Raw genomic sequence first — 26362 nt, 5'->3', positions numbered from 1 at the left:
GTGATGAGATTAGGTTGGAAATTGCTTATCGGTGCATTGGTAATAGGCTTGTTGGCTGGTTGCACAAACAAAGGAGAGGCTAGTAAAGAGGACATTGTAACATTAAAAGTAGGAGCTGCCAGTGTTCCTCATGCGGAAGTATTGGAGTATTTAGCAAAAGATCTTGAAACGGATGGAGTGAAACTAGACATTACCATAATAAAAGATGCTGTACAAACGAACCAACAAACGGCAGATGGCGAGCTGGATTTTAACTATTTTCAACATGTTCCGTTTTTAGAACAGACGAATAAAGAAAGTCATTTAGATTTAGTCAGTGTAAAAGGAATTCATATTGAACCATTTGGTGTGTATTCGAAGAAAATAAAAAAAATTAATGATTTGCCACAAAATGCAAAGGTTGCTGTACCTAATGATGTTGTCAATTTTTCACGAGCGTTATTACTTTTTCAAAATAATGGCTTGATTGAATTAGATAAAACCAAGAAAGGTGATTATACAGTCGAAGATATTACGAAAAATGAGAAGAGTATTCAATTTATAGGTGTTGATTCTCCATTACTTGTTCGTTCATTAGATGATGTAGAAGCATCTGCTATTAATACAAATTATGCCTTAGAAGGGGGCTATAATCCTGTGAAGGATGCCCTCATTATAGAAGATTCTGAATCACCCTATGTCAATATAATAGCATCGACAAATGAAAAAAAGGATGATCCAGCTATACAGACAGTTGTTAAGTGGTTAACAAGTGAAAAGGCGCGTTCTTTCTTTGAAGATCAGTATAAGGGTGCTGTTGTCCCAGCATTTTAAAGCTTTGCAATCAACATAAATGCTAAGGAGGTAGACGTGCATGATTGAGTTTATTGAAACGACAAAAGAATTCCAGGTCGGTACTTCGACTGTAACGGCCCTAAATCATATCAATTTAACGATTCAGAAGGGGGATATTTTTGGTGTTATCGGCTTTAGTGGTGCTGGTAAGAGTACACTGATTCGCACAGTAAATTTACTGGAAGAGCCAACTTCTGGACGAGTACTTGTGAATGGCAAAGAATTAACTACGCTCACTAAAAAGCAGCTTCGAGAGGAGAAGAAAAAAATCGGTATGATTTTTCAACACTTTAATCTCCTTCATTCTAAAACTGTATTTGAAAATGTGGCAATGCCTTTAATCATAAGTGGCGTAAAAAAATCGAATTTGGAAGGTCAAGTAAAAGAGGCTTTAGCATTTGTTGGCTTAGCGGATAAAACTGATCGTTATATTGACGAGCTATCAGGCGGGCAGAGACAAAGAGTCGGCATTGCTAGAGCACTAGTGACAAAACCAACTATCCTTTTATGTGATGAAGCAACTTCGGCTCTCGACCCACAAACGACCAAATCGATTTTAGCTTTACTAAAGAAGGTCAATATAGAGTATGGTATTACGATTTTGATGATTACGCATGAAATGGAAGTTATCCGGGATATTTGTAATCGTGTAGCTGTCATGGAAAATGGAAGAATCATTGAAACAGGTAATGTACTTGAAATTTTTTCTACACCAAGAGAAGAGACAACTAAAAATTTTGTCCAATCAGTTGTTCGGGATGAAATCCCATCTTCTGTTTATGAACAGTTAAAAAGTATAGATGCCTCTAAAAAAATTTACAATTTAAAATTCATAGGAGTAGACGTCGGACAGCCGATTGTCTCACAGGTAGCTAAGAAATTTGCAGTAGATGTCAATGTTTTATTTGGCAATATCACTGAGTTACAAGGAATCCCATTCGGCCATTTAATCGTGGAGCTCGTTGGTTCTGAAAAAGATATACAAAAAGCATTTCTATTTATTCAGGCTAAAAATATTCAAATAGAGGAGGTTGTTGCACGTGAAAGTGAGCACACAAATTATTATCAACGCGGTTCTAGATACGCTGTACATGGTTAGCCTTTCTTTATTTTTTGGTGCCATTTTAGGCTTTATTTTAGGGATCATCTTAGTTGTGACGAGAAAAGGACATATTCTTGAAAATAAATTAATCTTCTCGATTGTCAATCCGATCGTCAATACATTGCGTTCCATTCCATTCATTATTTTACTTGTTGCAATCATTCCATTCACAAGATTACTCGTTGGCACCGCCATTGGTACAACTGCTGCCATTGTGCCGTTAGTCTTGCATATTGGACCATATATTTCAAGATTAATAGAAAATTCATTATTAGAGGTGGATGAGGGCATTATTGAAGCAGCCAAAGCAATGGGAGCTTCTCCATTTCAAATTATTCGAAAGTTTTTGTTGCCTGAAGCCTTTCCATCCTTAATTTTAAGCGTCACGACTGCAACGATTGGACTTATTGGTGCGACGGCTATGGCAGGAGCTGTTGGAGGCGGTGGTTTAGGTGATGTTGCTATTACTTACGGATATCAACGTTTTGATAATACGACGATATTAGTTACAGTGGTCATTTTAGTTGTACTTGTACAGATTATTCAAAGCATTGGTAATAGTCTTGAACGAAAAATACGTAGGGTGTCTTAAGGGAGAATGAGAACATGAAAAAGCTGAAATATGTAATAGGACTTTTTACATTATTATTTTTACTAGCAGCATGTGCAGAAGCAGATAAAAAAGATACTGTGAAGGTCGGTATCCGTAGCTCAGAATTGAAAACATGGGAGTATGTAAAGGAACAGGCTAGTAAGGAGGGCATTAACCTGGAATTAGTAACATTCTCTGCGCAATATGACCCAAATCAGGCATTGGCGGAGGGAGAAGTCGATATTAATGCTTTTCAACATGTTGCGTATTTAAATTTATTTAATACGAACAATAACTCGGATTTACAGGCAATTGGCACAACGATAATGGCACCAATTGGCTTATATTCAAACAAATATAAATCGCTAGATGATATAAAAGAAGGCGCAAAAATCGCTGTGCCAAATGATCCTTCCAACTGGGGTAGAGCTTTGCTGCTGCTTCAGGAGCATGGACTACTAACCGTAACGGACAATTTTGATGGTAACGGTGGAGAAGATCGAATTAAAGGTAATCCCAAAAACTTAACAATTTTGCCTGTTGATGGTGCAACAACACCACGTGTGATGGAGGATGCTGATTTTGCCATTATTAATAATGGTGTTGCTGTAGAAGCTGGTCTTTTATTGAAAGATGCCATCATTCATGAAAGTAAAACAGCTAAACCATTTATTAATGTTATCGTGGCAAAGGCAGAAGATAAAAATAATGACACATTGAAGAAAATAGTGGAAATTTACCAGCGCGATGAAACGGGGAAATTTATTAAAGAAGTATCGAATGGCAATTATATTCCAGTGGAGATGCCGCTGGATGAATTAGCAACATGGAAGGATTTCTATTCATATTAGGGAGGAGAATCATAATGACTAAGAAAAAAGAAATAAAACTGGCCTTATATTTAATTGGAGCAGGTATGCATGTGGCTGCATGGAGGCACCCATCTGCCCAAGCAAATGCAAGCATCGATATTCAAGCATTACAAAAAGTAGCGCAGATTGCGGAAAAAGGAAAATTTGATATAGCTTTTGTTGCTGACAGTTTAGCCATTAATCATGAGTCACACCCACATATTTTAAATCGCTTTGATCCATTAATTCAAATTACGGCTTTAGCGGCGGCAACAACTAAAATTGGACTGGGTGCAACTGCTTCAACGACATACAGTGAGCCATATGTGCTAGCAAGACAGTTAATGTCTATCGATCATATAAGCAATGGGAGGGTTGCTTGGAATTTAGTAACCACAGCAGATGCCACAGGGGAAACGGCTTTAAATTTTAGTCGCGATAAGCATTGGGAGCATGACCATCGCTATGAACGTGCAGAGGAATTTATCGATGTTGTTCAATCATTATGGGATTCATGGGAAGACGACGCTTTTCTTTATGACCGAGATAATAATCGATTTTATGATCGTCAAAAAGTGCATGAAACATCATTTAAGGGAAACTATTTATCTGTTAAAGGTCCATTAAATATTGCTCGTTCTGTACAGGGGCAGCCTGTAATTGTAGAGGCTGGTGCATCTAAACCAGGCCAACAATTAGCTGCACGTACAGCGGAAGTTGTATTTGTCCATTGGGATGATATTGAAAAATCGAAAGAACACTACCGTCAACTAAAGGCACAGCTTATTCCATTTGGACGTAAGGAGGAGGAGCTTCTTGTTTTACAAGGAATTTCCCCAATAGTGGGTGATACAGAGGAGGAGGCAGTTCATAAATTTAATGAGTTACAGGCATTGATTGATCCATACGAAAGCTTAAAATTTGTTTCTGGGTACATGGGAAATGTTGACTTTTCAAAGTACTCCCTCGATACACCTGCTATCGAAGTGGAATTCCCAGAAGTTAATAGTATTCAAAGTCACTTTTATGAACACTTAGAGATTATTAAAAAGGAAAATTTAAAAGTTGGTGATTTGTATGCACGCCTTTTTGGACCTGCAAAGCGCGATGCTTTTGTCGGAACACCAACACAAATAGCAGATGAGATGGAGCGTTGGATAGTAGAGCAAGCAGCAGATGGCTTTATGCTACAGTTTCCGTTATTACCACGTGATTTAGAGGATTTTGTTGACAAGGTTGTACCGATTTTGCAGGAGCGAGGTATTTATCGTAAAGATTATACAGGCACAACGTTAAGAGAGCATTTAGGCTTGAAAAAGCCGCTGAATCGTTTTGCTAAAAGTAAGGTGACTCAGGAATGATTGATATTTTTATTCGAAATGAACGAGAGCAAGGGCTTGTTCAATATGCTCAGAATTTAGCCAAACAAATTGAGAATACAGCTAATCGATATGATGAGAGTGGAGAATTTCCATTTGAGCATTTTAAGATTTTAGAAGATGCAGGTTATTTTCGATTAACAGTGCCTTTAAAATACGGTGGAGAAGAAATTTCTCTATACGAAATGTTATTAGTCCAAGAACAATTAGCTAGAGGTGATGCGTCTACTGCATTATCTGTTGGCTGGCACTTATTGACGTTTTTGAATGTTCGTGAGGCGAAAACATGGCCAGAGCCTATCTTTGCAGAATTATGCCGAAAAGCAGTAGAGGAAGGCTCACTTTTGAATATTATTAACAGTGAACGTGGAAAGGGGAATATTTCTCGAGGGAGTTTACCTGGTACAATCGCTAAAAAGGTAACGGGAGGATATTGCATTACTGGTGAAAAGGCATTTGCTTCATTAGCGCCGATTTTAAAACAATTCACCATTATTGCTTATCTGGAAGAAGAAAATCTAACAGCTGAGTTTCTCATTACTAAAAATGAACAAGTGGAAATTGTTGAAACATGGGATGCGATGGGGATGAGGGCAACGGGCAGTCATGATATTATTTTTCATGACACGTTTGTACCAGAAACAGCGTTACTTTACAGACATCGTCCAAATGAAGTTAATCGTTTTTTAGCTGATGGTCGCGTGTACTCGTTAGAGATTCCAGCCGTTTATTTAGGAGTGGCAGGAGCAGCAAGAGATTATGCCATTGATTTTGCTAAAAATACGTATTCACATAGCTTAGAAAATACAATCGCTCATGCTGGTCATGTTCAGCAAAAAATTGGTGAAATAGAAGTACTTTATCAAACTGCACGAAGAACATTGTATAGTATTGCAACACAGGTTGAACAAAATCCAGTTCTTAAGGAGCAACTATCGGAGTCTGTTAGTATTGCAAAGTATGTTATTTGTAATTACGCCATTGATATTGTAACAAAAGCTATGCAGGTTGTAGGGGGACGAAGTTTATCTAAAGAAAACAAAATCCAGCGTCTATTTAGAGATGTTCAATGTAGCCGCTTTAATCCGCCAGCAGATGATGTGGTTATATCTCAACTTGCAATGGGATTACTTGTCGATAAGAAGCACGAAACTTTTCAATTATAGTATACACAATGAAGATTCTGAACCGTAAAAGGTTTATAGAGAGGGAATCTGCCAGCAAAAATAGCTGGCAGATTTTTTTACATATGCAATTTCTCCTGAATTGTCGATTTCTGTTTGTCGTGAAAGTTGATTTCTAGTATGATATTGAATAGTGATAGGGGGGAAACCCGTGGATAACGGTTCTAAAAAACAAGAAATGTTTTCAAAAATGCAAGAAAGAAAATCTGAGGTAAAAATGGTGAGAAAAATCGTCGCAATTATTGCCATTGTTTTCGTACTAATAATTGGAGTTGTTGGTTTATTTGGGTACAATTATGTAAAAGGTGCTTTAAAACCATTAGACCCTAATGCAACGAAAACAATTGCAGTAGAAGTACCAATTGGCTCTAGTTTGTCCTCCATTTCAACACTACTAGAGAAAAAAGGTGTCATAAAAGATGCACGTGTTTTTAAATACTATGCAAAATTTAAAAATGAATCACAATTTCAAGCGGGAAATTATGATTTAACACAGGCAATGACATTTGATGAACTCATTGAAAGCTTGAAAACAGGGAAGGTATATCGTAAGCCTGTCTTTACGATGACAGTCCCAGAAGGCTTAACACTTGAACAAATTGGGAAAGTGATTGAAAAGAAAACACCGTACACACAAAAAGAATTTATGGATCTTGTGACGAGTGACACATTTGTTCAGCAAATGATGGCTAATTATCCTGAGCTAGTTACAGAGGCTGTTTTAGCTGACAATATTCGCTATGACTTAGAGGGCTATTTATATCCAGCTACGTATTCTTATTATGAAGAAAAACCATCTTTACAAGCGATTGTAGAAGAGATGATAGCAGCCATGAACAATGTAGTGAAGAACTATAGTGATGTATTAGCTGAAAAACAAATGTCCGTACATCAGCTGTTAACATTTGCGTCATTATTGGAAGAAGAAGCGACTGCTCAAACGGATCGAGAGACTATTGCAAGTGTCTTCTATAATCGAATCAATGAAGGGATGCCACTCCAAACAGACCCAACCGTGCTCTATGCACTGGGTGATCACAAGGATCGTGTTCTATATGAAGATTTAGAAGTGGATAATGCCTATAACACTTACAAAAATAAAGGTCTACCACCTGGTCCAATAGCAGGTGCAGGTAAAACTTCGATTGAGGCATCATTAAATCCAAGTCAAACAGATTATTTCTACTTCCTAGCAGATAAAGAGGGTGTCAACCACTTCTCAAAAACCTATGATGAGCATTTGCAGAAGGTAGAAAAATATTTACGAAAAGAAGAATAAACGTATAGGAAGAACAAAAATCATATAGCAAACAGATGGATAGAAGGAAAGAAAAATAGCTTTCCTTCTATTTTCATGCTATTATAAAGTGTGATTTTTGATCAATCCGTTCATTTATGCGGGACAAATATGCGTGGTGGCAATTGTTTGAGCATATCGAAGCAATTGCTCATTTTTGTATGGCGAAGTACCAAGACATCACGTTTGGTCTTTTTCTTTTTGTTGATAAATGATGAAGTACAGACAACGACAAACGCTCGTTGCCTTTTAAATGAGGGTGGAAACAATGGAATTATCAGATGCATATATACAATCATTTATACAGCCACGTAATGAATTGCTTTTAGAAATGGAAGCATATGCGGAGGAGAATCATGTACCGATCATGCAACTAGCAGGTATAGATGCATTAAATCAGCTGTTGCGTATTCAAAATCCGTCAAAAATTTTAGAGATAGGTACGGCAATCGGTTACTCTGCTATTCGTATGGCTGAGGCATTGCCTAATGTCCAAATTGTTACAATTGAACGTGATCAAGATCGTGTAGCAAGGGCAAAAGCCTATATTAAACGTTCGACTGTATCAGATCGAATTACGGTCATTGCGGGTGACGCTTTAGAAGTGGATGACGAGGCTATTAACACAACATTCGATGCTGTCTTTATTGATGCTGCGAAGGGACAATACCAACGCTTTTTTGAAAAATACGCGCCTTTAGTAAAATCAGGTGGGGTATTATATATCGATAATATGTACATGCATGGTTTGTCTGATTTAGAGTTGAAGGATGTTCCACGTCGTAAGCGTACAATGATTCGCAATTTAAAAAACTTCACGGATTGGATTATGCAGCACCCAGATTATACGAGTGCTTTTTTACCAGTCGGTGACGGTTTATTACTATGTTTGAAGAGGTGACTACTATGAAAAAACCAGAATTGCTTGTGACACCACAATCATTAGAACATATAAAAGCACTTTTAGCAGCTGGAGCAGATGCTTTTGTTATTGGTGAACAACAATTTGGTCTACGTCTAGCAGGAGAGTTCTCAGTTGAGGAAGTTGAAGAAGCGACGAAGCTTATTCACGAAGCGGGTAAAAAGGTGTATGTTGCAGTCAATGCACTTTTCCATAATGAGAAACTAGAGGCACTTGCTGATTATTTAAAAGAAATGCAACGTATCGGAGTGGACCGTTTAATTTATGGTGATCCAGCGGTACTTATTATTCGCCGAGAGCAAGGTGTCACAATTCCGTTACATTGGAATCCAGAAACGACAGCCACAAACTGGTTTACGGCCAATTACTGGGGGAAACGTGGTGCAACGCGTGCCGTGTTAGCACGTGAACTTTCTCTTGATGAAGTATTAGAAATTAAAGAAAATACTGAGATGGAGATTGAAGTACAGGTACATGGGATGACATGTATGTTCCAATCAAAACGTCCATTACTCGGCCATTATTTCTTATATCAAGACAAAGTAATGGCTATTGAAAATCGTCAAGAAAATCGTAATATGTTCCTACATGATGATGAACGGAATAATAAATATCCAATATACGAAGATGTAAATGGTACACATATTTTTAGTCCAAATGATATGTGTATTATTGATGAGCTTGGCGAATTATTTGAGGGTGGCATCGATGCGCTGAAAATTGAAGGTGTACTTCAAACGCCCGACTATGTAGTAGAGGTAACTGAAGCTTACCGAAAAGCAATCGATACGTATTTTGACGAGTCAGAAGAAGCATATGAAGAGATAAAAGATGATTTATTAGCAAAAATTGAAGATATTCAACCAGCCATTAGACCATTAGATACAGGCTTTATCTTCAAGGAAACAGTTTACTAGGAGGGGGCAATAACATGGCATTAGCGTTAGAGCAAAATGACAAAATCCGTGAGATTGTCGACGGTAAACGTGTCATTACTAAAAAACCAGAGCTACTTGCCCCAGCAGGTAGTTTAGAGAAATTAAAAGTAGCTGTCCATTACGGAGCAGATGCTGTATTTATCGGTGGGCGAGAGTTTGGTCTACGTTCGAATGCGGATAACTTTTCAATTGAAGAAATGCGTGAAGGTGTAGAATTTGCCAATCGATATGGTGCGAAAATATATGTAACGACAAATATTTTTGCCCACAATGAAAATATGGATGGTTTAGAGCGTTACTTAAAGGACATTGAATCAGTCGGGGTAACTGGTATTATTGTAGCAGACCCACTCATTATTGAAACATGTCGCACAGTAGCACCTAAGCTTGAAATTCACCTTTCCACACAGCAGTCACTGTCCAACTGGAAGGCCGTGCAGTACTGGAAAGAAGAAGGCTTACATCGTGTCGTTTTAGCACGTGAAGTAGGCGGAGAAGAAATGAAGCTGATGAAGGAAAAGGTCGACATTGAAATTGAGGCCTTCGTTCATGGCGCAATGTGTATTGCCTACTCTGGGCGTTGCGTTCTTTCTAATCATATGACAGCTCGTGACTCAAACCGTGGGGGATGCTGCCAATCATGCCGCTGGGACTATGATCTATATGAATTAGAAGATGGTGAAGAAAAAGCACTTTTCGATGATAGCCATGCGCCATTTGCGATGAGTCCAAAAGATTTAAAATTAATTGAAGCAATTCCTCATATGATTGAGCTAGGTATCGACTCGTTAAAAATTGAAGGTCGTATGAAATCCATTCACTATGTAGCGACAGTCGTTACTGTGTACCGTAAAGTGATTGATGCTTATTGCGCAGATCCTGATAACTTTAAAATTAAACGTGAGTGGCTAGAGGAATTAGACAAATGTGCCAACCGTGATACGGCTGAAGCATTCTTCCATGATGCACCTGGCTTTGAGGAGCAAATGTTTGGTGTGCATGGTCGTAAAACAACCTATGAATTTGCTGGTCTTATTTTAGATCATGATCCAGAGACAAAAATAGTGACAATGCAACAGCGTAATTATTTTAAACCTGGAGACGAAGTAGAATTCTTTGGTCCTGAAATTGAAAATTTCCGTATAACAATGGGCGAAATTTGGGACGAGGATGGCAATAGCCTAGATGCAGCCCGTCATCCTTTACAAATTGTTAAATTTAAATGTGATACACCATTGAAGCCGCATAACATGATGCGAAAGGAGAATAACTAATGGCAGTGAAGCGCCCTGTTGTCATCGGAATCGCGGGTGGCTCATGCTCGGGAAAAACGAGCGTGACGCGCGCCATTTATGATGTTTTCCGTGAGCATTCTGTTGTGGTAATTGAACAAGATTTTTATTATAAGGATCAAAGTCATTTAACATTTGAAGAACGCTTAGGAACTAACTACGATCATCCGTTAGCTTTCGATAATGATTTATTAATTGAGCACATAAAAAAGTTGTTAGTGCGTCAACCAATTGAAAAACCTGTGTATGATTACGTCCAACATACAAGGGCAGAAGAAGTTATTCACGTTGAACCAGTAGATGTTATTATACTAGAAGGTATTCTTGTGCTAGAGGATGCTGATTTACGTGATTTAATGGATATTAAATTATTCGTGGATACAGATTCTGATTTACGCATTATTCGTCGCATCATGCGTGATATTAAAGAGCGAGGTCGTACAACGGATTCGGTGATTGAGCAGTATTTATCGGCAGTTCGACCAATGCATAATTTATTTATTGAACCAACGAAACGTTATGCTGATATCATTATTCCTGAAGGTGGGGATAATGAGGTAGCAATTGATTTAATGGTAACGAAAATTAAAACTATTCTTGAAACCGACAACGTATTGTAATAAGATAGAGTGGTATTGACAATATTTACATGCATATTTTGAAAAAGCATGCATACTATTAGGTCAAAGCGTAATTTGAAAACGTTTAAAAATAATAAAATTCGATTAAATGCATCTTCCGTGCATTTAGTCGAGTTTTATGTTTTTATATTGAAGAAACAAGGAGTGAAGGACTTTGGCAAATGAAAAACAATACCCTATGACAGCTGAGGGAAAACGTAAATTAGAAGAAGAATTAGTAAAATTAGAAACTGAAACACGAAAAGAAATCGTTGAACGCATTAAAATAGCACGTGATTTTGGAGATCTTTCTGAAAACGCTGAGTACGATTCTGCTAAAGAAGAACAAGCCTTTTTAGAAGGTCGTATTTCAACATTAAAATCAATGATTCGCAATGCAGTGATTATTTCTGAAGACGAGACAGATAACAGTGTAGTATCACTAGGGAAAACGGTTACATTCGTAGAAATCATCAATGGTAAGCCATCAACAGATGAAGAATCTTATACAATTGTTGGTTCTGCTGAGGCAGATCCTATGGAATTCCGTATTTCGAATGAATCACCGATTGCAAAAGGTCTACTTGGTCGTGCTGAAGGTGAAGAGGTTGTCGTTCAAACACCTGGCGGCGAAATGAAAGTGAAAATTGTCTCAATTAAATAATATGTATATGTACAAGCAGTTAGCCTTTGGCTGACTGCTTGTACCATTTTTAGCGTGATAACTATGTAGTAAAATAGTGAGTAGAATTATTTTGCAAGTGCTGTCGAACTTGATAGAATATTGCCTAGAGAGGGGGAGACATTATGAGTGAACGACAAACTCGAAGTGGTCGTCATTTGCAGCCATCTCGTAATAAAAAGCTAGATAAACTATTGAATGTTCTAATTGGTGTTGTGGTTGTACTCATTATTATCACAGCAACCTATGTGTTTAAATGGCAAGATGATGCAGATCAAGCAGTGAAAGAGGAACCCGTTCAAGAAGAACAGAGCGGTGATGATGAAAAAGAAGTAGAAAAAGAACCGACGGATGAAGAAAAAGAAGATCTTGCTGTAGAAGAAGATAAACCTTCAGAAGAAGAATCAGAACCTGAGACATCCCAGGAAGAACAAGGCACAGCAGAAGAATCAGCATCAGATAATCCTATTGTTGAGAAGGTCATCACGAATAAAAATTGGCAACCAACACCTACAACTCAAACAGGTCAGCATGTGTCTTCATATGACGACACGTCTGTAGACTGGGCTGAGAAAGTAGCAACAGTATCTACTGTGACAGGTATTGACCAAAGCAATATGATCATCTGGCGTATGCAAAATAATGGTGGTCCTAATTCATCCATTGCAACTGTTTCGACCAATGATAAATCTCAAATGTATCGTGTAAGCATGGAATGGGTTGATAATGAAGGGTGGAAGCCTGTGAAGCTAGAGCAACTAAATACATTAGAAGGCGCCTATTGACGAAAATCACTCTTTTGATTATTTTTAATAGAGTTGATAAAAGAAGGGAAGTAACAGTACATGAAAATTGCAGTAATTGGCGCAATGGAAGAGGAAGTGGAGCTTCTAAGAGCAGCATTAGACGATGCACACAGCACAACGATTGCAGGTAGTGAGTATACAACAGGAACTTTTGAAGGCAAGGAAGTCGTATTATTAAAAAGCGGTATTGGTAAAGTAAATGCTGCTATGTCTACGACAATTCTTTTACATGAGTTTAAACCAGATGTTGTCATTAATACAGGCTCTGCAGGTGGATATGATGAAACTCTTGAGGTAGGCGCTGTCGTTATTTCTGATGAAGTTCGTCACCACGATGTGGATGTCACAATCTTTGGCTATGAAATTGGACAAATGGCTGGTATGCCAGCAGCATATAAATCAGATGAGAAATTGATGAAGGTAGCTGAGGAGGCTGTAAAGGCAGTTGGAGAGCACCAGTATGGCGTTGGTTTAATTTGCTCTGGGGATGCTTTTATGAATGATCCTGAACGTGTAGAGGCTGTTCGTCGCCATTTCCCTCAAATGAAAGCTGTAGAGATGGAAGCGGCTGCAGTTGCACAAGTTTGTTATCAATTTGCTACACCTTTTGTAGTCATTCGTGCATTATCAGATATTGCAGGTAAAGAATCGAATATTAGCTTTGATGAATTTTTACCAGTTGCTGCAAAACATTCGACACAAGTCGTATTAAAAGCAATTTCCTCACTATAAACTACACAGAATGGTCAAAATGTGTGGTTTATTCTGTGAGAAAAATCACAGTTGATACAAAAAACAAATGCTACACTGACATTAATAAATCTCTTCATAATAGAATGGGAGGCATTCATGATGTTATTTTTAACAGCAGGTGTAGTCATTATTACAACTTTAATAGGTACGTTGATTTCAGCAGAACTCTCTGAATCAGCACACTAGTATGACGGGAAAGCTCCTTTGCGACATAGTCATGTCGCACAGGAGTTTTTTATATGCCATGAAATAGGCATCTTCCGCCATTGAAGGATTGAATTTTTTTCATAACCATTTTACAATATATTATTCAATAGTTTTTTGGTCTCGTTTATATAGTTGATAGAGTTTAATAAGTGCCCGTTTTTCAATGCGAGATACATAGCTACGTGAAATATTTAAGCGTGCTGCAATTTCCTTTTGCGTAAGTGCATCCTGTTGATTTAAGCCATAACGGAGTGTCACAATTTCGAGCTCACGTTCATCGAGCATATGCAAATAGTGGTATAGTTGTGCTACATGCTCTTTATGCTCTAGCTTCTCTGTGGCACTTTCTTCATCACACTGAAGTAAATCGCGAATTTGCAGTGCGTTCCCATCTTTATCAGTTCCAATCGGCTCAAATAGCGAAACGTCTTTTTGCACTTTCTTTTGGGTGCGTAGATGCATTAAAATCTCATTTTCAATGCAACGAGCTGCATATGTGGCAAGTCTAGTTTTTTTATCAGGGGTATAGCTCTCAACGGCTTTCATTAGTCCAATTGTTCCAATAGAAATATAATCATCGAGTTGCTCATGTTTTGGATGGAATTTTTTAACGACATGTGCGACAAGCCTCATATTACGTTCTATTAGATCAAGACGCGCTTGCTCATCGCCACCTAAAAATCGTTCAATACAAGCAGCTTCCTCTTCTTTTGAAAAGGGTTTATGGAATGTTTGCCCCTTTAAATAGCCAAGCAACGCAGGGATTTCAAGCCATAACTGCAACATCGATGTAAAAATTCCGCTCATTGAATGATTTCATCCTTTCCCCATTTTTCGACAGTATATGTTTAAAAGCCGTGGGAAATGAAAAAAGTGCAACAGCAAATGTGCTGTTACACTTTTTTTAACGTAAATGTACTAATCATGAGTAAAGCTAAAATGGGGAAAAGGAAAAGATAAAATGCCGGATGGAACGTATAAGCTGCGAAATACGTTAAAGTTAAGAACGTACCTGCGGCTGTAATTGGTAAACCTGTGAAATAACCGTTCGCTTCGCTAATATTGAAGCGAGCTAAACGCATCGCGCCACAGACGATAAATAATACGGCCATCATCATGCCGACAAAACCAAAATCAACTAGAACAACTTCATACATTAATAATGCAGGCGCCACACCAAATGATATAATATCACTCATAGAATCTAATTGTTTACCTAATTCTGACACTTGTCCGAGCGCTCTCGCTACCTTACCATCGTAGCGATCAAGAAGAGCTGCTATAAAGATAAACAAGACACTATAGCTATAGTATTCATGTAGAGTGGCCATAATAGCCGCGCCTCCAAAGGACATATTACTAATTGTTATGAAGTTAGCTGCGTGCGATTTCATTTTCTTAACCGTGGTATCCACCAACTTGTGATAAAAAAACAAGGGGGATCACTCCTTTGCACTTAAGATATTGTACCATTATACTTCGAATGCGAAAAAATTGACAGTCTAAATTAATGGATAGGGGTTTTACTGTATGAAAGAAAAACTATATCAACGCTTGATAGAACTAACGAATGGAAAGCAATCTTCCAATCTTTTGCAAGCAATTGCAAAAGCGAAGTGGAGTAAACGTATAATTCCAAGCTACATGAAGTTATACGATATTAACCTTGAAGAAGTTTCAAAAAAACAACAACAATTTTCGTGTTTACATGATTTTTTTACAAGAGAACTTATTGAAGAGGCTCGACCTATTGAAAAAAATCCAACTGTATATGCAAGCCCTGTGGATGCTAAAGTAGAATCCTTTGGTCGTATTGAATGGGATATGACATTTCTTGTGAAGGGTAAGCCTTATGCATTACAAGATTTACTCGGCAATACAGAACGAGCTGCACAATATGCAGACGGACATTTTATCGTTTTTTATTTAAGTCCGGCTGATTATCATCGTATCCATAGCCCGATAGATGGAGAAGTTTTACGCCAATATACACTTGGTCAGAAATCTTATCCTGTGAATCAGCTAGGTCTTACATACGGTAAAAAACCAATTTCTCATAATTATCGTTTAGTGACTGAGCTGAAAGCAGCTAATAATCAGCATGTTGCCTTTATTAAAGTGGGTGCGACCTTTGTGAATTCAATTGTACTCACAAATACAACAACAAAATGGCGTAAGGGGCAGGAAGTTGGTTATTTCTCATTTGGTTCCACTGTTGTAATGCTATTTGAAAAAGATACCATTAAATTTACGGATAATGTTGTAAAAGGAAGCCCAATTCGAATGGGTGAAGCCTTTGCAAATATGCTATAATGGTCGAATAATACGTTAAGATTAGGGGTCGCTATTTTGTATAATTTTTTATTACCGAACGAATTTGTGACGAATATTTTTGAAATTACGCCGGAAAAGTTACAGGAATTAGGGATTAGAGGAATCATTACGGATTTAGATAATACGCTTGTTGAATGGGATCGTCCAGATGCAACAGAAGAGCTAATCATTTGGTTGCGCATTATGAAAGAATCTGGTATTCGTGTTATTATTGCGTCAAATAACAAGGAAGCTCGTGTAAAGCATTTTGCTGAACCATTAGGTATCCCTTATATTCACAAGGCGAAAAAGCCACTTCGTAATGCTTTTTATAATGCGCTGATTCAACTAGGCCTGCGTCCAAATGAAGTAGTGATGGTAGGAGATCAACTCCTTACGGATGTAATGGGAGCAAACCGCTTAGGCTTACACACGGTGCTCGTGAAGCCTGTTGCACAATCAGACGGGCTTGTAACAAAATTGAATCGTTTCATTGAACGTCGCGTATTTAATGATTTGAAACGAAAAGGAATTATAACTTGGGAGGAACAAGAATGATTGAAATGCCAAATTGTATTGGCTGTGGTACAACAATTCAAACAGAAGATAAAACAGCAGTTGGGTATGCACCCCCATCATCATTAGAAAAGGATGTAGTCATTTGCCAGCGTTGCTTCCGTTTGAAAAATTACAATGAAATTCAACCAGTATCATTAACAGATGACGATTTTTTACGTATTTTAAATGGTCTTGGCACACAGCAAGGCTTAATCGTAAAAATTGTTGATATATTTGATTTTAATGGCAGTTGGCTACCAGGGCTTCACCGTTTTGTAGGAAAAAATCCTGTCCTATTGATTGCGAACAAAGCAGATTTATTACCAAAGTCAGTGAAACCGAAAAAAGTTATTAACTGGCTGAAACGAGAAGCAAAGGCTCTTGGGCTACAGCCTGTCGATGTCCTACTAGTCAGTGCCCATAAAGGCAAAGGGATGGCAGAAGCAATGGAAGCCATCGATGAGTATCGTAAAGGACAAAATGTATATGTTGTTGGCTGTACAAATGTTGGGAAATCCACGTTCATTAACAGGATTATTAAGCAGGCAACAGGTGAGGGTGAAGTGATTACAACCTCGCACTTCCCAGGTACGACTTTAGACATGATTGATATTCCATTGGATGATGGTAGTGCATTATATGATACGCCAGGTATTATTAATCATCATCAAATGGCACATCACATTGATTCCAGTGAATTAAAATATATTATGCCGAAAAAAGAAATTAAGCCGAAAGTCTACCAACAAAATGCTGGGCAAACCTTATTTATTGGTGCATTGGCAAGATTTGATTTTATTCAGGGAGACCGTTCTGCCTTTACAATCCATGTGGCAAATGATTTACCAATTCATCGTACAAAGCTTGAGAAGGCAGATGCGTTATATGAAGAGCATAAGGGGGAATTATTGGCGCCACCAACTGCGGACTTTATCGACCAGTTGCCACCATTGGTTCGTCATGAATTTTCCATCAAAGAAGCGAAAACAGATGTTGTATTTTCTGGGCTAGGCTGGATTACCGTTCAGCATGCGAATGTAGTAGTAGCAGCTTACGCACCAAAAGGTGTACAAGTTTCAATTCGTCCTTCGCTAATCTAAATGGAGGACATAGTAGAGAGAGGGACTAGAACATGAAGAAGTGGTTTGCAGTTATGGGTGATCCAATTGAACATTCAAAATCACCTGCCATGCACAATGCTTGGTTCGAGGACATGTCAATTGATGCGACATATATTCCTTTACATGTAAAGCCTAATCAATTAGAGTCAGCTGTTGCTGGCTTGAAGACGTTAGGGGCAAGTGGCTGGAACGTGACAATTCCTCATAAAACAGCAATCATTCCATATCTAGACGAGCTAGATGAGCTGGCACAAAAAATGGGCGCAGTGAATACCGTCGTACGAACAACAGAAGGAAAGCTGAAAGGCTATAATACAGATGGTATTGGATTTGTTCGATCACTCGAAGAAGCCGTTGGGGTATCTCATAAAGACAAGCCTGTATTACTTGTTGGTGCTGGTGGAGCAGCTCGTGGCATTGCCTTTGCTATGCAGCAACAAGGCTATTGTCATGTAACCATTGCCAATCGTACGGTGATGAATGCACAAAAGATTATTGATGAAATGGGTATGGGACATGCCATTTCTTTACAACAAGCGGAAGAGACGCTAGCTGATTTCAGCATTATTGTGCAAATGACATCAGCTGGCCTTTCCACGGGCAATTTTTCAATGCCATTTTCATTAGATCGGCTGATGAAAGGAGCAATTGTTGCGGATATTGTGTATAATCCATTAATGACGCCTTTTTTACAAGCGGCTGAAGAAAAAGGAGCAACGATTGTTACTGGCTTAGGAATGTTTGTCCATCAAGGAGCCATCGCTTTTGAACACTGGTTAGGAAACTATCCAAATACAAATTCAATGATTGCGCAACTGAAGGCGCAATTAGGAGGAAACTAATTTTTATGTTAACAGGTAAACAGAAACGTTTTTTACGTGCAGAAGCACACCATTTAACACCTATTTTCCAAGTAGGAAAAGGTGGCGTTAATGATGAAATGACAAAGCAAATTCGTGAGGCATTAGAAGTACGTGAATTGATAAAAGTACGTATTTTAGATAACTGTGAAGAAGATAAACATGAAGTCGCTGAAGCATTAGCAACAGGCGCTCATGCGGAGCTTGTCCAATTAATCGGTCTGACAGTTGTTTTATATAAAGAGTCCCGCAATCATAAAAAGATTGTATTACCAAAAGTAGCGAAATAAGGTGAGACGATGAAAAGGGTCGGTTTACTAGGAGGTACATTTAACCCACCACATATGGGTCATCTTTTGATAGCAAATGAAGTATTTCATGCGCTAGAACTTGATGAAATCCGCTTTATGCCTAATGCCATCCCACCACATAAGCATGCACGTTTTGATGCTAGTAGTGTTGAACGGCTTGAAATGGTAAAACGTGCGATTCGCCCATTTCCTTATTTTTCAGTAGAGTCGTATGAGCTGGAGAAGGGTGGCGTATCCTATTCCTATGAGACACTTTCTGCATTGTGTAGAAGAGAGCCGAATGTGAAATTTTACTTTATCATCGGTGGCGATATGATTGATTCGCTACATACATGGCATTGTATAGATGATTTAGTGAAGCTTGTTCAGTTTGTCGGAGTAAAGCGTCCAGGGACAGCCGCGGCAACAGAGTACCCTATAAGTATGGTGGAAATACCCCAAATCGATTTATCGTCCACACTGATTCGTGAACGCCTGGCTACAGGAGGAACGGTGACATTTCTACTACCAGAAGCGGTAGAGACGTTCATACGAGAGGAAGGTCTTTATGGAACGCGAACAGTATTTAGCGGCGATTAAGCCAAGAATGCCTGAAAAACGTTTTATTCATACAGTCGGAGTGATGGAAACGGCCATCAACCTAGCTCAAAAGTATGGCGAGGACGTAAAAAAAGCTGAAACAGCAGCTATCCTCCATGATATTGCTAAATATGCTGATATTGAGTGGATGGAGAATATCGTTCGTGATGAAAATTTAGATGAAAGACTCATTGGATGGGGTAGTGAATTACTACATGGTCCAGTAGGTGCATATATAGCACAAAGTGAGTTTGGCATCACAGACGAAGAGCTGTTGAATGCTATTCGTTTCCATACTACTGGGCGTGCTAGTATGAGCCGTTTAGAAAAAATTATTTTTGTCGCAGATATGATTGAACCGAACCGTCGATTTGATGGTGTGGAGCGTCTGCGCAAAAAAGCACAAAAAAATTTGGATAAGGCGATGAGTGCATGTGTACGCCATACTTTGGCATTTTTAATTGACACCAAGCAGCCAATTTATCCTTTATCAATAGAATGTTATAACGATATGATGAACAGAGAGGATAGTGAAGGATGACTTCAACTTTATTACAAGCAGCGTACAAAGCAATTGACGACAAACATGGTGAGGATATTGTCGTTTTAAATATGCAAGGAATTTCCCTTTTAGCAGATTATTTTATCATTGCTCATGGTAACTCAGATCGCCAAGTGCAAGCCATTGCACGTGAATTACAGGATGTAGCTGAGCAACAAGGCTATGAAATTCGCCGTGTCGAAGGATTCGATGGAGCACGTTGGGTACTAGTTGACCTAGGCGATGTTGTGGCACATGTATTCCATAAGGATGAGCGTGCTTATTATAATTTAGAGCGTCTTTGGGGCGATGCACCGCAACTAGACATGCCAGAGGCCTAAGTGAGTTACGAACGCTTTGCTCATGTCTATGATGAGCTGCAAACGGATATTCCTTACAATCTTTATATAGATTGGGTTGTACAGCATGCACCGAGCAGCCAATACCCAAAACTTTTAGATATTGGTTGTGGCACTGGTGTACTTAGCTTGTTATTTGCAAAGTCTGGCTATCAAGTCAGTGGAATTGATTTATCAGAAGAGATGCTGTCCATTGCAGCAGAACGCTTTGCTGGTGCAGGCTATCATGCCCCATTATACTGTATGTCTATGGTCGAACTAGATGGCTTTGAGGAAATCGATGTTGTCACAATCACAATTGATTCCTTGAATTATGTGATAGAGGAGCATTCTGTTTATACGACATTAGAACGTATCTATTCGGCGTTGCGTGATGGAGGACAGCTGTTTTTTGATGTTCACTCTTTATTTAAAATGAATGAGATTTTTTTAGATGGTCCGTTCACATATGATGATGGTGATATTAGTTATGTATGGCATACGGAGCCTGCCGACTTCGAGCATTCGGTTATTCATCAAATGACCTTTTACGTACGAGATGACGCAAGTGAATTATATGAACGCTTTGATGAGGAGCACGTGCAACGTACTTTCACTATCGAGCAGTATATGACTTGGTTACGTGCCATCGGTTTTAGTTATGTGGAAATCACAGCAGACTTTTCGGATGAGGCACCTGATGATGAAAGTGAACGCATTTTTATTCGTGCGGTGAAATAAAGAAAAGAGAGCTACACTGTGTAAGAGGCAGTGTGGCTTTTTTGATGGATAGAAACGCTAAAGTAGCGGATAGAAACGCTAAAGTAAGTGGATAGCTCTCTTCAACAGGTAATTGAAACTCTGATGTTTTTTTATCATTTTCAACAACCCATCCATAGTGTAAGATATATGTAACTCCATATGATGATCTTTCATAAGGAAAGGATGGTACTGTGCTACAATCTTTATGGCAAAAGTACAAAAAAAGTATGTTATTCCCCAGCATACTAGTCGTCAGTGGACTTTGTTACTTCTATTTTTCGAGTTCTGACTCTTCACCTCCCCAAGAAGAGCTCATCGAAACAATCCAACCTATTGAAGAAAAAAATTTGAGTGAATCTGCTGAGGAAGCGGTTATGCAGCAGGTATTTGTGGAAATAAAGGGTGCTGTAATGTATCCAGGCGTTTATGAGCTTCAGCAAGACCAACGTATAAAAGATGTTGTACAGCTCGCTGGTGGCTATACAGAGAATGCTGACACACAATTTATCAATCATGCCCAAAAGGTACAGGATGAAATGGTGATCTATATTCCTATCAAAGGCGAACAGCTAGAGGAAGGAGCCCCTTCTCTGTTAACGCTACCTACTGAAAGTAATAATAAAGAGCAAAAGATTAATATCAATAAAGCTGATGAAGCAATGTTAGCAACATTGCCAGGAATCGGTCCTTCCAAAGCTCAAAGTATCCTGACGTATCGAGAGGAAAATGGGCAGTTTCAAACCATAGAAGACTTAAAAAATGTTAGTGGTATTGGTGATAAAACATTTGAGAAGCTAAAGGATGCGATTACCGTAAAGTAATACCTTAACACGATGGTATATTGACGCCCCTTTTCTAAAAGGGCTACACTATAGTAGAAAAGCAAGAGAAAGTTAATTTGTTAGATAATTTTTGGAGGTAGTCATATGGAGCGAATTACTTGGGATCAATTTTTTATGGCACAAAGCCATTTACTCGCATTACGCAGTACATGTACAAGACTAGCTGTAGGAGCAACTGTTGTGCGGGATAAACGTATTATTGCAGGTGGTTATAACGGTTCCATCACTGGGGACGAGCATTGTATCGAAAAAGGGTGCTATGTGGTTGATAATCATTGCGTGCGTACCGTGCATGCTGAAATGAATGCCTTACTGCAATGTGCTAAATATGGAACACCGACAAAAGGTGCTGATTTGTATGTAACACATTTCCCATGTTTACCATGTACAAAATCTATCATTCAAGCTGGCATAGAACGTGTGTATTACGCAACGGATTATAAAAATAATCCATATGCACAGGAGTTATTTGCAAAAGCTGGAGTGGAAGTTGTTCATGTACCCTTTGATGAACGTAAAATCGATTTTTTACGAGATGACAAGCTAGCTTTGTATACAGAAATGCTGCACGAGCTTCGCGAGAGTGGGGTATCTGCTGAAAAATTGCTCCCATATGAACAGAAGGTGAGTGCATTATTTGGCATCAAGCTTTAAAGCATAGATGGATTATGATAGCTCTTGCTGTACTGATAGCTACTATTGCGGTGTACAAATCAGTATGGCTACTCATTTTTTTACTGCTACTAGCCCTGTGGCTCATCATAAAAGGTGAGTCACGTTTCCTTGCAATTTTTGTACTAACTAGTGGTCTACTAACTTATTTTTTCCTTTCTATCAATCATCTGACGGAACCTTCCCCATTACCGTCAACCTTCCCTATAACTTGGTCAAATGACTATAAAATAAACGGGCAAAAACTCCGTGGGTTTGCGACAACAACAAATGGCGAAAAACTTTACGTGGTTTATACCTTTTCTTCAGAACAAGAGAAAAATTTTTATGAAAATACCTCATTAACAGGAATGACATATTTGGCACAAGATGAACTTGTGACCCCCTCACCATCTGCACATGCTTATGCCTTTTCCATGTCAACCTATTTAACAAGCAAAGGAGCAACAGGCGTTGTAGAAATCACGAATTGGCATTATGTAGGAAAACGAACCTCCATCTTCACGATTCTTGCCGAGGTAAGACATAATATGAAAAAACATATAGAGAGGACTTTTCCCAAATCGCTTGTAGCAGAGGCTCAAGCACTTCTAATAGGGGTGCAAGATCAGATGGAGGATGAACTGCAGCGTGCCTATCAAAAGCTCGGTATTACCCATTTATTTGCGATTTCTGGGCTCCATGTCGCGCTGATGTCTTGGCTCTTTTTTGAAGGATTACTTAGAATAAGAATTCGCAAGGAAATGGCTACTGTCGTGCTATTGATCCTCTTACCTATTTATGGAGTCATTGCAGGTGGAGCACCTTCCGTATGGCGTGCTGTTTCTGTAGTAGAGTTGATGCTGCTACTGCGCTTTTTTAAGTGGGTTCTTTCGATGGATGATGCGTTAGCTATTAGCTTTATCGGCTTTGTTTTGCTTGAACCAGGTGTTATTTTCCAAATTGGTTTTCAACTATCCTATTTAGCAACCGTTAGTCTTATTTATTCTGGTATTATTTTTAAGCAGACAAGAACTTGGCTAGGTCGTTCTTTTTTTATCACGTACGTGTGCCAACTGATCGTTTACCCACTATTACTCCATCATTTTTATGAATTATCTTTATCCTCGTTTTTTGTCAATATTGTTTTTGTTCCACTGTTTTCCTTTGTTATATTACCATTTAATATTGTAGCCTTTGTGTTATCCTATCTTTCCTTACCACTTGCCAACATCCTATTTGCAGGCTATGAACCACTGCGTAATTGGCTGACCGAAATAATCTTTAATATGCAAGAGCTCCCTTGGCAATTATGGTCACCAGGTAAACCATCTATTTGGCTGAGCTGCATTGCAATGTTAAGTGTTTTAGTAAGCTTCTACTATTTGGAAATAAAACGGTTCAGGAAAGCTATGATGGTCCTTGTCATTCCTGCTATTTTGATTCATTTGGCACCCATGTTGTATAACGAAACGAAGATTACCTTCTTAAATGTAGGACAAGGAGATAGTTTCGTCATTGAATTGCCATTTAGACGGGCAGTTTATGTTATAGACGCAGGTGGAGTATTGCGCTTTGAGCAGGAATCGTGGAAGAAAGCAGATAGTCCTTATGAGGTAGGGAAGCAAGTTGTCGTGCCATTTTTAAAAGGCAAGGGTATACGAACTATCGATATTTTTATTGCTTCGCATGCGGACGCAGATCATATTGAGGGAGCAGAGGAAGTATTACAAGAGATAAACATAAAGGAAATCCACGTTACACCTGGCTCATTGAATGAGCCTTTAATGCATGATTTATGGCAAGAAGCAAATAAGCGCCATATTCCTATTAAAGAAAAAATGAAGGGGACCTCGTGGCGTGTAGGGGAAACAGATTTTTATTACTTATGGCCTGATGACACCTTTTATGAGGGAAATGATGATTCTCTTGTCCTCTACATGCAGCAAAAGGGGTTTACAGCGTTATTTACAGGGGATCTGGAGCAATATGGCGAACAACAGCTGATCAAGCGTTATGGACCTTTATTGGCCAATCTCACATTGCTGAAGGCGGGGCATCATGGGAGTAAGACATCGAGCTCAGAAGCCTTTGTCGAGCTGCTGCAACCCCAATTAACCGTTTTTAGTGCAGGTCTTCATAATCGTTATGGTCATCCACATGAAGAAGTAGTACAACGTTTTGTCAGTAGACATTTAGTGACATGGACAACAGGGGTGAATGGATCAATCGAAGTACGTATTCGTGATAATCGCTGGTCTGTTAACATAAATGAAAAGAGCCTTGTCCAATGACCAAGGCCCTTTTCCTGCATAAGTCCAATTACTGTGATACAAATTCTACTATAGTTGCAATAATAAACATTAGCGTGAAAACGCCAAATGATACACCGAAGCCAACACCAGAATCGATGGCATCGTTACGTCGACATTGTATGTTTTTTCCTTCAAATGGATTCATTGTTATCCCTCCAATTCTGTTATTTATTATAAGACAACATGGTCATAAAAGCTATATCGAAAAGGTGATTTCCCTGTCTGGCAAGGAATCGACACAATTCGGTCAAAGACACAAAGGACTATGAAATCATGTATACTAATAGTATTGCTAGATGGAGGGGAAATTATGATTTCAACGGTTTGGAATACAATAAAAAAAGGTGAGCTTGCACCAGTATATTTGCTTGTTGGTGAAGAAAGCTATTTTATAGATGAAACCATTAAACGTTTAAAAGAGGCAATGGGTCCAGAAGAAGATCTGGAGATGACTACATTTGATTTAGAAGAAGTACCTGTAGATGCGGTCATGGATGAAGCAGATACCATTCCTTTTTTCTCAGAACGTAAGCTTATTATTGCTAAAAATGCATCGTTTTTAAAGGCAACCGAGAAAGGGAAGGAAAAAATTGATCATGATGTGAAACGATTGGAAACATGGTTGTCGAATCCTTCTGATTTTTCCGTAACGGTTTTTATTGCCCCTTATGAAAAATTGGATGAACGCAAAAAAGTGACTAAAATGATGAAAGAGCATGCACTATTTATACAAGCAGAAACACCAAAAGAGCAGGATTTAGGTGTATGGATTCAAGGCATTGTCAAAGCTCAAGGTAATAGCATTACACAAGATGCTATTGAATTGCTTGTTACGATGGTCGGAGCCAACATGCTACAATTACAGATGGAAATTGACAAGCTAACCCTTTATTTAGGTGATGGTGGCGAAATTACAACTTCTTTAGTGGAGGATTTGGTGGCAAAAACATTAGAGCAAGATGCCTTTAAAATGCTCAATGCCTATTTGGCTAATGACTCTGTCAGAGCCTTGGCCATCTATCATGATTTATTACGACAAAAACAAGAGCCTATTATGTTAGTGGGCTTGCTAGCATCCAATGTTCGTACCATGTCAAATGTTTTTTATTTATTGAAAAAAGGTTATCACCCACAACAAATCGCTAAAAATCTAAAAATTCATCCATATCGCGTCAAACTTATGATTGAGCAACGACATCGGCCTTCAGAAGAAAATTTGCTACGGGCATTATATCAATTAGCAGAGGTTGATTTACAGCTAAAATCGACTGGTGGGAATCGAGAGCGCTATCTAGAGCTATTTTTATTGCGCCAATTATAGGCAACAAAAGCTGTCCGATAAGGGCAGCTTTTTATGTTCTGTTCTCTATAAAATTAAAAAGATCAGCTACTCCTAATAGAGTATCTGATCCTTTAAACAATTACGCTTTTTTAGCAAGGCGAGACTTTTTACGAGCCGCCGCGTTTTTGTGGATAAGTCCTTTTGAAGCTGCTTTATCTAAAGATTTGAAAGCTGCTTGTAAAAGTTCTTGTTTGTTTTCAGCGTTAGCAGCAACAGCGTTTTCAGCTTTTTTCACTGTAGTACGCATTGCAGATTTAGCTTGAGAATTAGCAATGTTAGCTTTTTCGTTAACTTTTACGCGTTTAATCGCAGATTTAATGTTTGGCATATATTTCACCTCCTAAATTAGGTACGAGATGATATCTTCTCA

General features: G+C 38.6%; 32 protein-coding genes. 28 read left to right on the top strand and 4 right to left on the bottom strand.

Annotation, left to right across the window (positions count from 1 at the left end; genetic code table 11):
* Nucleotides 1-3: 3 nt before the first annotated feature.
* The 15 genes from MKZ14_RS15025 to MKZ14_RS14955 all read left to right on the top strand — a co-directional run bounded on the left by MKZ14_RS15025 (nt 4) and on the right by MKZ14_RS14955 (nt 13438).
* Complete coding sequence (locus MKZ14_RS15025) at nt 4-813, top strand: MetQ/NlpA family ABC transporter substrate-binding protein (protein ID WP_339280183.1); 810 nt, start codon at nt 4-6, stop codon at nt 811-813.
* Between the two features lie 40 nt (nt 814-853).
* Complete coding sequence (locus MKZ14_RS15020; RefSeq protein WP_339280182.1) at nt 854-1933, top strand: ATP-binding cassette domain-containing protein; 1080 nt, start codon at nt 854-856, stop codon at nt 1931-1933.
* Nucleotides 1926-2528, top strand: coding sequence for a methionine ABC transporter permease (locus MKZ14_RS15015; RefSeq protein ID WP_243456395.1), 603 nt, complete (start codon nt 1926-1928; stop codon nt 2526-2528). The genes MKZ14_RS15020 and MKZ14_RS15015 overlap by 8 nt, the downstream gene beginning before the upstream one ends.
* A 14-nt stretch (nt 2529-2542) precedes the next feature.
* Nucleotides 2543-3379: a MetQ/NlpA family ABC transporter substrate-binding protein gene (locus MKZ14_RS15010; protein ID WP_339280181.1), complete on the top strand. Its 837-nt coding sequence runs from the start codon at nt 2543-2545 to the stop codon at nt 3377-3379.
* A gap of 14 nt (nt 3380-3393) precedes the next feature.
* Nucleotides 3394-4740: an LLM class flavin-dependent oxidoreductase gene (locus MKZ14_RS15005; protein WP_339280180.1), complete on the top strand. Its 1347-nt coding sequence runs from the start codon at nt 3394-3396 to the stop codon at nt 4738-4740.
* Nucleotides 4737-5924: an acyl-CoA dehydrogenase family protein gene (locus MKZ14_RS15000; protein WP_339280179.1), complete on the top strand. Its 1188-nt coding sequence runs from the start codon at nt 4737-4739 to the stop codon at nt 5922-5924. The genes MKZ14_RS15005 and MKZ14_RS15000 overlap by 4 nt, the downstream gene beginning before the upstream one ends.
* Nucleotides 5925-6093: 169 nt before the next feature.
* Nucleotides 6094-7221, top strand: a complete 1128-nt coding sequence (gene mltG / locus MKZ14_RS14995; RefSeq protein ID WP_048392143.1) for an endolytic transglycosylase MltG — start codon at nt 6094-6096, stop codon at nt 7219-7221.
* 286 nt (nt 7222-7507) lie between these two features.
* Nucleotides 7508-8140 (top strand): O-methyltransferase, encoded by a 633-nt coding sequence (locus MKZ14_RS14990; protein WP_258859814.1) that lies wholly within the window; start codon nt 7508-7510, stop codon nt 8138-8140.
* Nucleotides 8141-8145: 5 nt separating this feature from the next.
* On the top strand, nt 8146-9078 hold the full coding sequence (locus MKZ14_RS14985; protein WP_333004747.1) for a peptidase U32 family protein: 933 nt from the start codon (nt 8146-8148) through the stop codon (nt 9076-9078).
* A gap of 14 nt (nt 9079-9092) precedes the next feature.
* Nucleotides 9093-10373, top strand: coding sequence for a U32 family peptidase (locus MKZ14_RS14980; RefSeq protein ID WP_036076254.1), 1281 nt, complete (start codon nt 9093-9095; stop codon nt 10371-10373).
* Complete coding sequence (gene udk, locus MKZ14_RS14975) at nt 10373-11011, top strand: uridine kinase (RefSeq protein ID WP_004226858.1); 639 nt, start codon at nt 10373-10375, stop codon at nt 11009-11011. The genes MKZ14_RS14980 and udk overlap by 1 nt, the downstream gene beginning before the upstream one ends.
* Before the next feature lie 175 nt (nt 11012-11186).
* Entirely contained in the window at nt 11187-11675 is a 489-nt protein-coding gene (gene greA, locus MKZ14_RS14970; protein WP_016994160.1) for a transcription elongation factor GreA, read from the top strand.
* A gap of 143 nt (nt 11676-11818) precedes the next feature.
* Nucleotides 11819-12478, top strand: a complete 660-nt coding sequence (locus MKZ14_RS14965) for a YrrS family protein (RefSeq protein ID WP_048392147.1) — start codon at nt 11819-11821, stop codon at nt 12476-12478.
* Nucleotides 12479-12538: 60 nt separating this feature from the next.
* Complete coding sequence (gene mtnN / locus MKZ14_RS14960) at nt 12539-13231, top strand: 5'-methylthioadenosine/S-adenosylhomocysteine nucleosidase (protein WP_259948179.1); 693 nt, start codon at nt 12539-12541, stop codon at nt 13229-13231.
* A 51-nt stretch (nt 13232-13282) separates the two neighbouring features.
* A complete protein-coding gene (locus MKZ14_RS14955; protein WP_026023469.1) occupies nt 13283-13438 on the top strand; it encodes a hypothetical protein in 156 nt (51 codons plus the stop codon).
* A gap of 120 nt (nt 13439-13558) precedes the next feature.
* On the opposite strand, the gene sigK is transcribed toward MKZ14_RS14955, so the two are convergent.
* Together sigK and pssA are read right to left on the bottom strand one after the other, a co-directional pair.
* Nucleotides 13559-14266: an RNA polymerase sporulation sigma factor SigK gene (gene sigK, locus MKZ14_RS14950; protein WP_004226867.1), complete on the bottom strand. Its 708-nt coding sequence runs from the start codon at nt 14264-14266 to the stop codon at nt 13559-13561.
* Nucleotides 14267-14352: 86 nt separating this feature from the next.
* A complete protein-coding gene (gene pssA / locus MKZ14_RS14945; protein WP_048392670.1) occupies nt 14353-14853 on the bottom strand; it encodes a CDP-diacylglycerol--serine O-phosphatidyltransferase in 501 nt (166 codons plus the stop codon).
* Nucleotides 14854-14989: 136 nt separating this feature from the next.
* On the opposite strand from pssA, the gene MKZ14_RS14940 reads away from it, so the two are divergent.
* From MKZ14_RS14940 to MKZ14_RS14885, 12 genes are all read left to right on the top strand, one after another.
* Complete coding sequence (locus MKZ14_RS14940; protein WP_016994154.1) at nt 14990-15772, top strand: phosphatidylserine decarboxylase; 783 nt, start codon at nt 14990-14992, stop codon at nt 15770-15772.
* A gap of 36 nt (nt 15773-15808) precedes the next feature.
* Complete coding sequence (locus MKZ14_RS14935; RefSeq protein ID WP_016994153.1) at nt 15809-16330, top strand: YqeG family HAD IIIA-type phosphatase; 522 nt, start codon at nt 15809-15811, stop codon at nt 16328-16330.
* Nucleotides 16327-17430, top strand: coding sequence for a ribosome biogenesis GTPase YqeH (gene yqeH, locus MKZ14_RS14930; protein WP_004226877.1), 1104 nt, complete (start codon nt 16327-16329; stop codon nt 17428-17430). The genes MKZ14_RS14935 and yqeH overlap by 4 nt, the downstream gene beginning before the upstream one ends.
* Nucleotides 17431-17462: 32 nt before the next feature.
* A complete protein-coding gene (gene aroE / locus MKZ14_RS14925; protein ID WP_312126019.1) occupies nt 17463-18293 on the top strand; it encodes a shikimate dehydrogenase in 831 nt (276 codons plus the stop codon).
* Between the two features lie 5 nt (nt 18294-18298).
* A complete protein-coding gene (gene yhbY, locus MKZ14_RS14920) occupies nt 18299-18601 on the top strand; it encodes a ribosome assembly RNA-binding protein YhbY (RefSeq protein ID WP_016994151.1) in 303 nt (100 codons plus the stop codon).
* Nucleotides 18602-18610: 9 nt separating this feature from the next.
* Nucleotides 18611-19201, top strand: a complete 591-nt coding sequence (locus MKZ14_RS14915) for a nicotinate-nucleotide adenylyltransferase (protein ID WP_026023467.1) — start codon at nt 18611-18613, stop codon at nt 19199-19201.
* The gene (gene yqeK, locus MKZ14_RS14910) at nt 19170-19742 is read left to right on the top strand and encodes a bis(5'-nucleosyl)-tetraphosphatase (symmetrical) YqeK (RefSeq protein WP_312126016.1); all 573 of its coding nucleotides are present in this window, start codon (nt 19170-19172) and stop codon (nt 19740-19742) included. Before MKZ14_RS14915 ends, yqeK begins: the two co-directional genes overlap by 32 nt.
* Complete coding sequence (rsfS, locus tag MKZ14_RS14905) at nt 19739-20083, top strand: ribosome silencing factor (protein ID WP_004226890.1); 345 nt, start codon at nt 19739-19741, stop codon at nt 20081-20083. The genes yqeK and rsfS overlap by 4 nt, the downstream gene beginning before the upstream one ends.
* Nucleotides 20084-20821: a class I SAM-dependent methyltransferase gene (locus MKZ14_RS14900; protein ID WP_312126014.1), complete on the top strand. Its 738-nt coding sequence runs from the start codon at nt 20084-20086 to the stop codon at nt 20819-20821.
* A gap of 212 nt (nt 20822-21033) precedes the next feature.
* A complete protein-coding gene (locus tag MKZ14_RS14895; protein WP_312126011.1) occupies nt 21034-21663 on the top strand; it encodes a helix-hairpin-helix domain-containing protein in 630 nt (209 codons plus the stop codon).
* A 105-nt stretch (nt 21664-21768) separates the two neighbouring features.
* Complete coding sequence (locus MKZ14_RS14890) at nt 21769-22338, top strand: ComE operon protein 2 (RefSeq protein WP_004226897.1); 570 nt, start codon at nt 21769-21771, stop codon at nt 22336-22338.
* A 368-nt stretch (nt 22339-22706) separates the two neighbouring features.
* Nucleotides 22707-24629, top strand: coding sequence for a DNA internalization-related competence protein ComEC/Rec2 (locus MKZ14_RS14885; protein ID WP_339281020.1), 1923 nt, complete (start codon nt 22707-22709; stop codon nt 24627-24629).
* A gap of 28 nt (nt 24630-24657) precedes the next feature.
* On the opposite strand, the gene MKZ14_RS14880 is transcribed toward MKZ14_RS14885, so the two are convergent.
* The gene (locus tag MKZ14_RS14880) at nt 24658-24795 is read right to left on the bottom strand and encodes a YqzM family protein (RefSeq protein WP_004226902.1); all 138 of its coding nucleotides are present in this window, start codon (nt 24793-24795) and stop codon (nt 24658-24660) included.
* Nucleotides 24796-24960: 165 nt separating this feature from the next.
* Here MKZ14_RS14880 and holA point away from each other — a divergent pair, with 165 nt between their 5' ends.
* Nucleotides 24961-25971 (top strand): DNA polymerase III subunit delta, encoded by a 1011-nt coding sequence (gene holA, locus MKZ14_RS14875; protein WP_339280178.1) that lies wholly within the window; start codon nt 24961-24963, stop codon nt 25969-25971.
* A 100-nt stretch (nt 25972-26071) separates the two neighbouring features.
* Here the strand turns inward: holA and rpsT are convergent, their stop codons facing one another.
* A complete protein-coding gene (gene rpsT / locus MKZ14_RS14870) occupies nt 26072-26320 on the bottom strand; it encodes a 30S ribosomal protein S20 (RefSeq protein ID WP_004226906.1) in 249 nt (82 codons plus the stop codon).
* Nucleotides 26321-26362 lie beyond the last annotated feature (42 nt).

It is taken from the genome of Lysinibacillus sp. FSL P2-0066 (assembly GCF_037969495.1).
GTDB classification, from domain to species: domain Bacteria; phylum Bacillota; class Bacilli; order Bacillales_A; family Planococcaceae; genus Lysinibacillus; species Lysinibacillus boronitolerans.
This window is presented reverse-complemented; position numbering and strand designations above follow the sequence as displayed.

Excerpts from the sequence above, each read along its gene's own strand:
- MKZ14_RS14890 (WP_004226897.1), top strand. The coding sequence starts at position 21,769 with ATGGAGCGAATTACTTGGGATCAATTTTTTATGGCACAAAGCCATTTA.
- yqeH (WP_004226877.1), top strand. The coding sequence starts at position 16,327 with ATGATTGAAATGCCAAATTGTATTGGCTGTGGTACAACAATTCAAACA.
- rsfS (WP_004226890.1), top strand. The coding sequence starts at position 19,739 with ATGACTTCAACTTTATTACAAGCAGCGTACAAAGCAATTGACGACAAA.
- MKZ14_RS15020 (WP_339280182.1), top strand. The coding sequence starts at position 854 with ATGATTGAGTTTATTGAAACGACAAAAGAATTCCAGGTCGGTACTTCG.
- rpsT (WP_004226906.1), bottom strand. The coding sequence starts at position 26,320 with ATGCCAAACATTAAATCTGCGATTAAACGCGTAAAAGTTAACGAAAAA.
- MKZ14_RS15005 (WP_339280180.1), top strand. The coding sequence starts at position 3,394 with ATGACTAAGAAAAAAGAAATAAAACTGGCCTTATATTTAATTGGAGCA.
- MKZ14_RS15000 (WP_339280179.1), top strand. The coding sequence starts at position 4,737 with ATGATTGATATTTTTATTCGAAATGAACGAGAGCAAGGGCTTGTTCAA.
- MKZ14_RS14940 (WP_016994154.1), top strand. The coding sequence starts at position 14,990 with ATGAAAGAAAAACTATATCAACGCTTGATAGAACTAACGAATGGAAAG.
- MKZ14_RS14990 (WP_258859814.1), top strand. The coding sequence starts at position 7,508 with ATGGAATTATCAGATGCATATATACAATCATTTATACAGCCACGTAAT.
- MKZ14_RS14915 (WP_026023467.1), top strand. The coding sequence starts at position 18,611 with ATGAAAAGGGTCGGTTTACTAGGAGGTACATTTAACCCACCACATATG.
- MKZ14_RS14965 (WP_048392147.1), top strand. The coding sequence starts at position 11,819 with ATGAGTGAACGACAAACTCGAAGTGGTCGTCATTTGCAGCCATCTCGT.
- MKZ14_RS14980 (WP_036076254.1), top strand. The coding sequence starts at position 9,093 with ATGGCATTAGCGTTAGAGCAAAATGACAAAATCCGTGAGATTGTCGAC.
- MKZ14_RS14985 (WP_333004747.1), top strand. The coding sequence starts at position 8,146 with ATGAAAAAACCAGAATTGCTTGTGACACCACAATCATTAGAACATATA.
- MKZ14_RS15010 (WP_339280181.1), top strand. The coding sequence starts at position 2,543 with ATGAAAAAGCTGAAATATGTAATAGGACTTTTTACATTATTATTTTTA.
- mtnN (WP_259948179.1), top strand. The coding sequence starts at position 12,539 with ATGAAAATTGCAGTAATTGGCGCAATGGAAGAGGAAGTGGAGCTTCTA.
- yhbY (WP_016994151.1), top strand. The coding sequence starts at position 18,299 with ATGTTAACAGGTAAACAGAAACGTTTTTTACGTGCAGAAGCACACCAT.
- MKZ14_RS14885 (WP_339281020.1), top strand. The coding sequence starts at position 22,707 with ATGACATATTTGGCACAAGATGAACTTGTGACCCCCTCACCATCTGCA.
- MKZ14_RS15025 (WP_339280183.1), top strand. The coding sequence starts at position 4 with ATGAGATTAGGTTGGAAATTGCTTATCGGTGCATTGGTAATAGGCTTG.
- MKZ14_RS15015 (WP_243456395.1), top strand. The coding sequence starts at position 1,926 with ATGGTTAGCCTTTCTTTATTTTTTGGTGCCATTTTAGGCTTTATTTTA.
- udk (WP_004226858.1), top strand. The coding sequence starts at position 10,373 with ATGGCAGTGAAGCGCCCTGTTGTCATCGGAATCGCGGGTGGCTCATGC.
- sigK (WP_004226867.1), bottom strand. The coding sequence starts at position 14,266 with ATGAGCGGAATTTTTACATCGATGTTGCAGTTATGGCTTGAAATCCCT.
- yqeK (WP_312126016.1), top strand. The coding sequence starts at position 19,170 with ATGGAACGCGAACAGTATTTAGCGGCGATTAAGCCAAGAATGCCTGAA.
- MKZ14_RS14880 (WP_004226902.1), bottom strand. The coding sequence starts at position 24,795 with ATGAATCCATTTGAAGGAAAAAACATACAATGTCGACGTAACGATGCC.
- pssA (WP_048392670.1), bottom strand. The coding sequence starts at position 14,853 with ATGAAATCGCACGCAGCTAACTTCATAACAATTAGTAATATGTCCTTT.
- holA (WP_339280178.1), top strand. The coding sequence starts at position 24,961 with ATGATTTCAACGGTTTGGAATACAATAAAAAAAGGTGAGCTTGCACCA.
- aroE (WP_312126019.1), top strand. The coding sequence starts at position 17,463 with ATGAAGAAGTGGTTTGCAGTTATGGGTGATCCAATTGAACATTCAAAA.